Origin of the sequence: Streptomyces sp. NPDC029044, from assembly GCF_040637495.1 — a bacterium.
GTDB lineage: Bacteria > Actinomycetota > Actinomycetes > Streptomycetales > Streptomycetaceae > Streptomyces.
This window is the reverse complement of sequence record NZ_JBEZWN010000119.1, coordinates 1-9,542: the sequence shown is the minus strand read 5'-3', so window position 1 is coordinate 9,542 and position 9,542 is coordinate 1. Positions and strand designations below refer to the sequence as shown.

The following is a 9,542-nucleotide window of genomic DNA, read 5'->3' as shown; positions in this document are numbered from 1 at the left end:
CGTGCACTGCTCTTGCTCACGCGTGCGGCGTCCGTGGACGCAGGATCACTGTCTCGGCCGGTGGCCGCCGCCCAGCCGTTTCACCACGGCGTAGACGCCGAGGGCCGCGACGAACGAGGCGACGACGGAGACCGTCATGCCGGCGCCGTACAGACCGAGTCCGGTGCACTCCGAGACCAGCCGCATCAGCGTCGGGTACAGCGGGAAGAACGCCGCCGAGTTGCCCTCCAGCGTGATCAGGCCCTTCGCGCCCGGGACCGGCTCCAGGGCGGGGTCGTACCCGTGCTCGGCGATCTGCTGGTACCACCAGCCGTCCCAGCTCGCCAGCACGTCCCAGGCGTGTTCGCCGCCGCCGAAGCGCGGGTTCTTCTTCCGGAAGTCGCCCGCGGAGTCCAGCAGATACATGAAGACGGCGAAGCCGGCCAGCTTCAGCACGCCGTACGTCAGCAGGACGGGCCCGTAGCGGACGGCGGCGACGCGCATCCTCTGCCGCAACTCCCTTTTCCGGGAGGGCACTTGGGGGCCGCCGACGGTGGAGGGCGGGCGGCGCAGCTGGATGGTGCTCATGGCGAGACGGATCCTGTCGTGCGGCGGGCCGGGAACACCCAGGCCCGGAAGAGGAGGAAGCGCAGCAGCGTCGCGGCCAGGTTGGCGGCGATCAGCGTCGCCAGCTCGACCCGGTGGCCGGCCCCGGGCGCGGTGTGGTGGAGGACGGCCAGCGAACCGCTGGTCAGGGTCAGCCCGACCACGAAGGCGGCCAGGCCCTTGAGCTGATGGCGGAGCGCGCCGTCGCGGCCCCGCACCCCGAAGGTGAGCCGCCGGTTGGCCGCCGTGTTGGCGATCGCGCTGGCGAGCAGGGCGAGCGCGTTGGCTGTCTGCGCTCCCGCAGCCGGTCTCAGCAGCGTGTACAGCAGCAGGTAGCACAGGGTGCTGGCGGCACCGACCGCGGCGAAACGCACCGCCTGCCGGGCCAGGCCCGCGGGCAGCTCCCCGTCGAGGTCGCCGCCGCTGCGGCGTAGCCCGGTCAGCGGCAGCCGCCCGCCGGCCAGGGCCCGGCCGAGTCTGGCCATGCCCCGCAGATCGGCCAGTGCCGTGGAGAGGATGTGGACCCGGCTGTCGGGGTCGTCCACCCAGTCGACCGGCACCTCGTGGATGCGCAGCCCCGCGCGCTCGGCGATCACCAGCAGTTCGGTGTCGAAGAACCACTCGCGGTCCTCCACCAGCGGCAGCAGCCGCTCGGCGACGTCCCGCCGTACGGCCTTGAAACCGCACTGGGCGTCGGAGAAGCCCACGGCGAGCGTGGAGCGCAGCAGCCCGTTGTAGCAGCGGGAGATGATCTCCCGTTTCGGTCCGCGCACCACCTGCGAGCCCCGGGCCAGCCGGGTGCCGATGGCGATGTCCGAGTGACCCGAGATCAGCGGCGCGACCAGCGGCAGCAGTGCGGCGAGGTCGGTGGACAGATCCACGTCCAGATACGCGAGCACCGGCGCGCGGGAGTGTGACCACGCGGTGTGCAGCGCCCGGCCCCGCCCCTTCTCGGCCAGCCGGATCCAGTCCGTTCCGGGCAGCTCCGCGGCCAGCCGTGCGGCGATCCGCGGGGTGGCGTCGGTGCTGGCGTTGTCGGCGATGGTGATGCGGAAGGCGTAGGGGAACGTCTCGCCGAGGTGCGCGTGCAGCCGCCGGACGCAGGGCTCCAGGTCGTTCTCCTCGTTGTACACGGGGACGACCACGTCGAGGACGGGTTCCGGATGGTGCGCGGGCAGGGGCGCCCGCCGGGGCAACGCGGACGGCTCGGGTATCGGGCGGTCGATCAGGGCCGACCGCCGTACGGTTCGCATGGTTGTGTCACGGTCCTCTTCTGGCGCGGGGCAGACCCGGGCGCCGGTTCCGGGCAGGCCGAAGGCGCCCGTGGCGGGTGGTGCGGTGAAGGGGTTCGGGGATGACGCCCCCGGACGGGGAGGGCCGCTCAGGCGCCTACTCGGGGTGGACCGATGCGGAGGGTCCCTCGGAGTACGGCGGGGACGCGGGTGCCGTCGTCGGTGTGCTGGAGGGCGGCGGCGTGGCGGGCGGCGTCGAGCCGGCCCGGCTCTCGGACGCCGGGGCCGTCGGCGTGGGATCCCGGGTCGGCTCGCTCGTCGGCCCGGACGGTGTGATGCCGCCGGTCATGGTCGCGGGCAGGGTCGTCTCGGGCTGCTCGGTCGGCGTCGTGCTCGGCGCCGGCGGCGCGGTCGTCGGTGTGCTGTCCGGCGAGGTCGTCGGGCTGGTCGTCGGCTGCGGCCGGTGATCGGCGGGCTGGGCGCGGGTGAGCATGCCGGGCAGCAGGGCCAGCCCGACACTGAGCCCGGCCACCGCCACGGCGGAGCCGCCCGCCTTCCACAGCAATCGCGACCGGCGGCGGGACCGGATGCCCGCGTGCAGCCGCTGCCGGTGCTCGGGTTCGTAGGGGGTGTGCTGCCGGGTGTCGCGCATCAGCCGCGACAGGTCCCGCTCGAAGTCGTCCATCGGTTCTCCTTTCACCCCACGGGCCTGACGGCGTCGGACAGGATCTGGCGGAGCCGCGCGACTCCGCGTGACGCATGGGACCGCGCGGTGCCCACCGGGCAGCCCAGGGCCTGGGCGACCTGGGCCTCGGGGAGGTCCTCGCAGTAGCGCAGCACCACCGCGGCCCGCTGCTTCGGCGAGAGCAGCGCCAGCGCCGCCTCCAGCCGCGAACGCTCCGCGACGGAGGACGACATGTCGCCGGGGTCGGCGCGGTCCGGCAGTTGCTCCACCGGGCGCTCCCCCCACCAGCGCCGCCGCGCCGAGCGGGCCGCCAGCCGCACCAGCACGGTGCGGACGTACGCCTCCGGGGCCTGCTCGGCGACCTTCGGCCAGGCGAACCACAACTTGACCAAGGCCTCCTGCACCAGATCCTCGGCACGCTGCCGGTCACCCCCCGTGAGCAGACGCGCGACATGGAGCAGCGCCGACCAACGGGCGGCCGCGAACTCGTCGAAGCCGTCCGCCCGAACCTGCTCCATCCTCACCGTCCTGCGTCTCAGTGGCCCCCTACACCTCTCAAAAGACGCTGGGCCCCGCCCCGCGCTGCACCCCAAACCTGTGATCCACCTCACTGCTCCGGGGGCGAGGCATGGAAAAGGGCCCGTGCGCAGGCACGGGCCCTGTCCGGGGCGGGTGGCTTCGTAGGTGCGGTCACCCTCGGCTGAGCCGGCTGGTCCGGCCGGCCGGGAGCGGAGCCCGGCTGTCGATCATGATGTGCCGAGCGAGATGCCGGCGGTTCAGCGGGCTCCCGGGCCGCCGCTGCCGAAGCCGCCGCTGCTGCCCTCGTTCCAGCGCGGGCGCGTCTGCGAGGCGCTGGTCCGGTCGCTCTGGTTGCCGTGTGTCTTCAGCTCGTGCGGTGTCAGACGCTCATCGCTTCTCGGCATCTCGTCGGGCTCGCGGCGCTCCAGCGTCTCGCGGACCGGGCCGCCGTCGGGGAGCCTGGGCTGCTCGTCGGGCCGCGGCGGCCGCCGACGCTTGTGCCGCAGGCCCAGGATGAAGGCGCCCAGCAGCAGGGCCACGACCACCAGACCGGTCACGACGAACCCGAAGCCGGGGGCGTCGCCGCCCGCGGCCATCTCCATCCATGCGCTATTCATGGCACGCGGGTACCCCTGGTCCGCACCATGAACCAGGTCCCCTCGACCGGCCGGCCGGGGCCCGTCCGTCGACGGTTCTCCGCTGCGAACACCGGTTTGACGGGCGTCGAGCCGGGCTACCCGCGCGGTGTGACTTCGACGACATCCCAGCAGGAGCTGTTCCGGTTCCTGGAGGACCGCTTCGCCTGTGCGCAGGCGTGCACCGAGTGCGCGCGGGCGTGCGCGCTGCGCGCAAGCCTCGTGGATCCCGACGGCACCGAGAACCAGGAACTCGTACGACGCAAGGGCATCATGTGCGCGGAGGTCTGCGACGCGACCTGCCGTGTGCTGTCCGAGCAGAACCAGGTGGACGAAAGCACGATCCGGGTCCAGGTGGAGTGGTGCCGGACCGTGTGCCTGGAGGCCGCCCACGTCTTCGACCGGCAAACAGGAGCGGAGGACTCGGCGGCCGCATGCCGCGCTTGCGCGCGGGCGTGCACGGACTTCCTCGCCACGCTGAACTGACAACGCCATTCCCTATTTCTGGAACACGTTCTACGGTGTGCGCCGACAGGACCGGCCTTGGGAGCCTGGAGGCGCCGTGCACCTCGACTACACGCCCGAGCAGCAGCGGCTGCGCACCGAACTGCGGTCCTACTTCGCCGAACTGGTCCCGGACCACCTGTACGCCCGGCACGGCGACCCGGCCGCACAGAAGCGGTTCTACCGCGAGACGATCCGGCGGCTCGGCACGGACGGCTGGCTCGGTGTGGGCTGGCCGGAGGAGTACGGCGGGCGTGGTCTGACGGCCATGGAGCAGTTCATCTTCTTCGACGAGGCGGCCCAGGCCGGCGTCCCGCTGCCGCTCATGGCGCTGAACACCGTCGGCCCGACGATCATGCAGTACGGCACGGACGAGCAGAAGGCGTACTTCCTGCCGAAGATCCTCTCCGGCGAGATCGACTTCGCCATCGGCTACAGCGAGCCGGGCGCGGGCACCGACCTCGCGTCCCTGCGCACCCGGGCGGTACGGGACGGCGACGAGTACGTCGTCGACGGCCAGAAGATCTGGACGACCAACGGCGACACGGCCGACTGGGTGTGGCTGGCCGTGCGCACCGACCCCGACGCCCCGCCGCACCAGGGCATCACCATGCTCCTGGTGCCGACCACCGACCCCGGCTACTCCTGCACCCTGATCAACACCCTCGCCTCGCACGACACCACCGCCAGTTACTACGAGAACGTCCGCGTCCCCGTCTCCCGCCGGGTCGGCGCCGAGAACCAGGGCTGGCGGCTGATCACCAATCAGCTCAACCACGAGCGCGTGACCCTCGCCGCCCACGGCACCATGGCGATCCGGGCCCTGCACGACGTGCAGCGCTGGGCGATGGAGACCAAACTCGCCGACGGCCGCCGCGTCGCCGACCTGCCCTGGGTACGCCGCCTCCTGGCCCGCACCCACACCCGGCTGGACGCGCTGAAACTGCTCAACCGGCGGATGGTCGGCGCGGTCCAGGACGGCACCCTCACCCCGCAGGACGCCTCGGCCGTCAAGGTCTACGGCTCCGAGGCCCGACGCGACGCCTACGCCTGGCTGATGGAGATCGTCGCGGCTCCCGGCGCCCTGAAGGAGGGGTCGGCCAGCGCGGTCCTGCGGGGCGAGCTGGAACGCGGCTACCGCTCGGCGGTCATCTTCACCTTCGGCGGCGGCAACAACGAGATCCAGCGGGAGATCATCTCGTGGATCGGGCTGGGGATGCCGAGGGTCCGGCGCTGACGGGGTCGTGCCGGGGATTTCACAGGAGCCGTACCGGCGGGCAGGGAGCCCCGCACGGCGGACGGCACGAGCTTGCCGGTCGGCGTCCGCCGAGTGGCAAGCGTCGTCGGAACCGGGGGAGGCTTGGAGGGAGGAACCACATGCCCCGGGGTGCGGCGGACGGACGGGAGAAGACCCATGAAGGTCGGAGTGCTGACCGGGGGCGGTGACTGTCCCGGCCTCAACGCGGTGATCCGCAGTGTCGTACGCAAGGGCGTACAGGAGTATTCGTTCGACTTCGTCGGTGTGCGGGACGGCTGGCTCGGTCTGCTCAAGAACGACGTCGTTCCGCTCGGCATCAACGGCGTTCGGGGCATCCTCCCGCGGGGCGGGACCATCCTGGGTTCCTCCCGCACGAACCCGTTCAAGCACGAGAACGGGCTGCAACGGGTGCGCGACACCCTGGCCGCGCACGAGGTGGACGCGCTCGTCGTGATCGGCGGGGAGGACACGCTCGGGACGGCGACGGAGCTCAGCCGGCAGGGGATCAACCTGGTCGGCGTGCCGAAGACCATCGACAACGACGTCTCCGGCACCGACTACACCTTCGGCTTCGACACCGCCGTCGGTATCGCGACGGAGGCCATCGACCGCCTCCACACCACCGCCGAGTCACATATGCGTGCCCTGGTGGTGGAGGTGATGGGGCGCCACTCCGGCTGGATCGCCGTGCACGCAGGCGTCGCGGGCGGCGCCAACGTCATCCTCATCCCCGAGCGGCCGTTCGACGTCGATCAGGTCTGCGAGCTGGTGATGCGCCGGTTCGAGATCAACTACGCGCCGATCGTCGTCGTGGCCGAAGGAGCCGTCCCCAAGGAGGGGCAGATGATCCTCAAGGACCAGTCGCTGGACGAGTTCGGCCATGTGCGGCTGTCCGGCATCGGCGAATGGCTGGCCCAGGAGATCTCGGCACGCACCCGGAAGGACGCCCGCACCACGGTCCTGGGCCACATCCAGCGCGGCGGCACCCCGAGCCCCTTCGACCGGTGGCTGGCCACCCGTTTCGGGCTGCACGCCATCGACGCGGTCCGGGAGGGGGACTTCGGCCGCATGGTCGCCCTCAAGGGCACCGACATCGTCCGCGTGCCCCTCGCGGACGCCACCGCCGAGAACAAGACGGTGGAGCCGTCGCTGTACGACGAGTTCGAGGTGTTCTTCGGCTGAGCCGTCAGCCTCCGTGCGGCACGACGGCGACGGGGCAACGGGCATGGTGCAGTACGGCGTGAGCGACCGGGCCCAGCCGGCCCTCGGCCACGGCCGGCTGGGTGCGACGCCCCACGACGAGCAGGTCCGCGTTCCGGGAGGCGTTCAGAAGCGCCTCCGCAGGGTGGAGCAGCATGAGATCGGTGGTGGCCGACACCCGCGGGTACTTCTCCTGCCACGGCCGGACGGCGTCGGAGAGCTCCAGCACCTCCCGGTCCTCCCAGGTGGCGCGGTCCTCCTCGGTCACCGCCCAGGTGCGGGCGGAGACCGACTCGGCCGGCAGGCCCCAGGCCCGCACCACGCGCAGGCGTGCCGCGCGTGCCCGGGCGGCCGAGAAAGCGAAGCCGGCCGCCTCACCGACGGGACGGTGGGCGTCGAACCCCAGCACGATCCGGGGGGTGCGGCGGGGCGCGCCCGCCCTGTCGGCGTAGGCGCCGGGGCGGGGCGGGACGAGTACGACGGGACAGGACGCCGCTGCCGCCATCCGCAGGGCGACCGAGCCGACCGCCAGCCCCTCGAAACCGCCCGTCCCGCGGGTGCCGACGACGAGGAGCCCGGCATCCCGTGCCGCACCGAGAAGAGCGTCGACCGGGGGCTCGTCGGCCTGCCCGCCCTCCACTTCGAGGTCCGGGTGGCGGTCGGCGAGGTCCTCTGCCGCCCGCTGTGTCAACTGGCCGCCCACCACGCGCAATCGGTCCACAGCCGGGCGCGGAACGGTGGTCCCGGGAAGCTGCGGAGACGCGTGCAGCAGCCGTAGCGGAACGCCGCGCAGCTCGGCCTCCCGCGCGGCCCAGCCGGCGGCTGCCGCGGCGCACTCGGATCCGTCGATGCCCGCCAGCACGAGGGGACGCATTCCGGCCTCCTTCGTCCGGCCCGCACCCCTGAGGGCGCCGAGTCTCCTCTCGTCCACTGTTCCACGGCGGTACCGCCGCGGCGTCCGGACCGTCGCACGAGCCGTTGACGCCTGCGGCCCGGGCCGCCGTGACCCGTTGTCGTGAGGAGGAACCCGGGGGAGACCCGCCGGCTGGTCCTCACGGACCGCGGAGGAGAGTGGCCCCGCGCCTGAGAGGCCCCTCCGCTCCTATGCGCCTTTCCCCCGTCCCCGCACGCTGCCCGTCACCGCCAGCACGGACAGCACCACGAGCGCGGCGGCCGGGCCCAGCACGGTCCAGGGGGCCAGTTCGGCGTACGGCTGGTTCTCCGAGAGCAGGCGGCCCCACTCGGGGGTGGGTGGCTGCTCGCCCAGGCCGAGGAAGCCGAGGGAGGCCAGGACCAGGACGGTCGTGGGCAGGCGGAGCAGGGCGTTGCGGAGGAGGGCCGGGACCACCGCGGGGAGCAGGTGGCGGCGCAGCAGGTGCAGCCGCCCCGCGCCGAGCGCGACGGACGCGGCGATGTGCCCGCTCGCTCGTTCCTGCTCCAGCAGCGCGGCGGTCTGGGCGGCGTACGGAGTCCAGCCCACCGCACAGACCGCGCTCGCGGCGCCCCACACCGAGGGCCCGGTCACACCCGCGATCAGCAGGCCCGCGAGCACGGCGGGCAGTGTCGACACGACCTCCGTCGGACCGGCGCTCGCCCGGGGTGCCATGCCCAGCAGCAGTCCGGCGACCGCGCTGACCGCCGTGACGGCCAGGGCGACCCCGGCGGTGCGCAGCGCACCGTGGCCCAGCCGGGCCAGCAGGTCACGGCCCAGGGCGTCCGTGCCCAGAGGGTGGTCCAGGGACGGCGACAGCAGCCGGGCCGTCGTGTCGACCTGGAGCGGGTCGCGCAGCAGGCCGGCCGTGACCAGCGCGAGCAGGACGAGGGCGCAGGCGACGGTGATCCAGCGCAGGGAGGACGGCACCGCGAGCGGGGGCCGGTGCAGGGTGGGCAGGGCGCCGTCGCGCAGGGGCCGCCCGAGGAGGGCGTGCCGCAGGGCGCGGATCACGATGCCCGCGCAGACGCCGAGCAGGACCAGAGCCAGCGTCGCGGTCTGGAGCACCGGGAGGTCCTGCGCGACGGCGGAGTCGAGCGCGAGCCGGCCCAGGCCCGGGATGTTGAAGATCTTCTCCACGGCGACCGCACCGCCGACCAGCGCCACGACGGTCGGCAGCAGCTGCGGCAGGATGCCCGGCAGGGTGCGGCGCAGCGCGTTGCGGGCGATGCGGCCGGGCGGGAGGCCGACGGCGTACGCCGTGCGCGCCCAGGGTTCGTGGAAGGCGGCGGGCAGCGCCTGGTCGAGCATGCCGCCGAGCATCGCGCCCGACGGGATGCCGAGGGCGAGCGAGGGCAGCAGCATCGACTGCGGCCCCTCCCACCCGCTGGACGGGAACCATCCCCACCACACCCCGCACACGGTGGCCAGCACCGAGGCGAGCAGGAACTTCGGCAGTGACGCGAGGACGGCGGCCGTGGTGCCCGCCCGGTCCTGCCGCAGCCGGCGCCGCGAACCGAGGAACACCGTACGGGCGCACACCAGCCCGGCCACCAGCACCGTGACCGCGAACGCGCCCAGCATCAGCGTCAGGGAGACCGACAGGGCCGTGCCCACCTGCGGCATGACCGGCGATCCGGAGACCCATGAGACGCCCGCGTCCCCGCGCGTGAGGCCGCCCAGCCAGTGCGCGAGGTGGATCCACGGGCCTTCGTCCAGGCCCAGCTGCTCGCGTACGGCGGCCAGTTGCGCGGGTGTCGGATCCACGTCCGCCGAGCGGGCCCGCAGCACGGTGCGCGCGGGGTCGCTGCCGGACAGCCACGGCAGCGTGGCCACCGCCGCCAGCAGGGCGGCCCCGGCGAGGGCCCGGGCGGGGGCCCCGCCCCCGGGGGGGGGGGGGGGGGCCGGGGGGGGGGGGGGGGGGGGGGGGGGGGGGGGGGGGTGGGGGGGGGGGGGGGCGGGGGGGTGTGTGGGGGGTGGGGGGGGGGGGTAA

Annotated in this window: 9 protein-coding genes and 1 pseudogene; 3 read left to right on the top strand and 7 right to left on the bottom strand. The window is 73.5% G+C overall.

Annotated elements, in window-relative coordinates; all coding sequences use genetic code 11:
• Positions 1–69: 69 nt before the first annotated feature.
• The 5 genes and pseudogenes from AB0E85_RS39070 to AB0E85_RS39050 form a co-directional block, all read right to left on the bottom strand.
• A pseudogene (locus AB0E85_RS39070) lies at positions 70–483 on the bottom strand (hypothetical protein); the annotation flags it as partial.
• 80 nt (positions 484–563) lie between these two features.
• A complete protein-coding gene (locus AB0E85_RS39065; RefSeq protein WP_361937523.1) occupies positions 564–1,838 on the bottom strand; it encodes a bifunctional glycosyltransferase family 2/GtrA family protein in 1,275 nt (424 codons plus the stop codon).
• A gap of 136 nt (positions 1,839–1,974) precedes the next feature.
• Complete coding sequence (locus tag AB0E85_RS39060) at positions 1,975–2,502, bottom strand: cellulase (RefSeq protein WP_361937522.1); 528 nt, start codon at positions 2,500–2,502, stop codon at positions 1,975–1,977.
• Between the two features lie 11 nt (positions 2,503–2,513).
• The gene (locus AB0E85_RS39055) at positions 2,514–3,020 is read right to left on the bottom strand and encodes a SigE family RNA polymerase sigma factor (protein WP_361937521.1); all 507 of its coding nucleotides are present in this window, start codon (positions 3,018–3,020) and stop codon (positions 2,514–2,516) included.
• Positions 3,021–3,278: 258 nt separating this feature from the next.
• Complete coding sequence (locus AB0E85_RS39050) at positions 3,279–3,638, bottom strand: DUF6479 family protein (RefSeq protein WP_361937520.1); 360 nt, start codon at positions 3,636–3,638, stop codon at positions 3,279–3,281.
• Positions 3,639–3,767: 129 nt separating this feature from the next.
• On the opposite strand from AB0E85_RS39050, the gene AB0E85_RS39045 reads away from it, so the two are divergent.
• The 3 genes from AB0E85_RS39045 (at position 3,768) to AB0E85_RS39035 (ending at position 6,600) form a co-directional block, all read left to right on the top strand.
• Positions 3,768–4,142 carry a ferredoxin gene (locus tag AB0E85_RS39045; protein WP_361937519.1) on the top strand — a complete coding sequence of 125 codons (375 nt, stop codon included), beginning with the start codon at positions 3,768–3,770 and terminating at the stop codon, positions 4,140–4,142.
• Positions 4,143–4,218: 76 nt separating this feature from the next.
• Complete coding sequence (locus tag AB0E85_RS39040) at positions 4,219–5,397, top strand: acyl-CoA dehydrogenase family protein (RefSeq protein ID WP_361937518.1); 1,179 nt, start codon at positions 4,219–4,221, stop codon at positions 5,395–5,397.
• A 177-nt stretch (positions 5,398–5,574) separates the two neighbouring features.
• Positions 5,575–6,600 (top strand): 6-phosphofructokinase, encoded by a 1,026-nt coding sequence (locus tag AB0E85_RS39035; protein WP_361937517.1) that lies wholly within the window; start codon positions 5,575–5,577, stop codon positions 6,598–6,600.
• A gap of 4 nt (positions 6,601–6,604) precedes the next feature.
• Here AB0E85_RS39035 and AB0E85_RS39030 read toward each other — a convergent pair whose 3' ends face one another.
• Both AB0E85_RS39030 and AB0E85_RS39025 read right to left on the bottom strand, forming a co-directional pair.
• Positions 6,605–7,492, bottom strand: a complete 888-nt coding sequence (locus AB0E85_RS39030; protein WP_361937516.1) for a universal stress protein — start codon at positions 7,490–7,492, stop codon at positions 6,605–6,607.
• A gap of 228 nt (positions 7,493–7,720) precedes the next feature.
• Positions 7,721–9,397 (bottom strand): ABC transporter permease subunit, encoded by a 1,677-nt coding sequence (locus AB0E85_RS39025; RefSeq protein ID WP_361937524.1) that lies wholly within the window; start codon positions 9,395–9,397, stop codon positions 7,721–7,723.
• Between the last annotated feature and the right edge of the window lie 145 nt (positions 9,398–9,542).

Bases quoted from the DNA above. Each gene is read 5' to 3' on its own strand.
- AB0E85_RS39065 (WP_361937523.1), bottom strand. From the start codon at position 1,838: ATGCGAACCGTACGGCGGTCGGCCCTGATCGACCGCCCGATACCCGAG.
- AB0E85_RS39060 (WP_361937522.1), bottom strand. From the start codon at position 2,502: ATGGACGACTTCGAGCGGGACCTGTCGCGGCTGATGCGCGACACCCGG.
- AB0E85_RS39055 (WP_361937521.1), bottom strand. From the start codon at position 3,020: ATGGAGCAGGTTCGGGCGGACGGCTTCGACGAGTTCGCGGCCGCCCGT.
- AB0E85_RS39050 (WP_361937520.1), bottom strand. From the start codon at position 3,638: ATGAATAGCGCATGGATGGAGATGGCCGCGGGCGGCGACGCCCCCGGC.
- AB0E85_RS39035 (WP_361937517.1), top strand. From the start codon at position 5,575: ATGAAGGTCGGAGTGCTGACCGGGGGCGGTGACTGTCCCGGCCTCAAC.
- AB0E85_RS39030 (WP_361937516.1), bottom strand. From the start codon at position 7,492: ATGCGTCCCCTCGTGCTGGCGGGCATCGACGGATCCGAGTGCGCCGCG.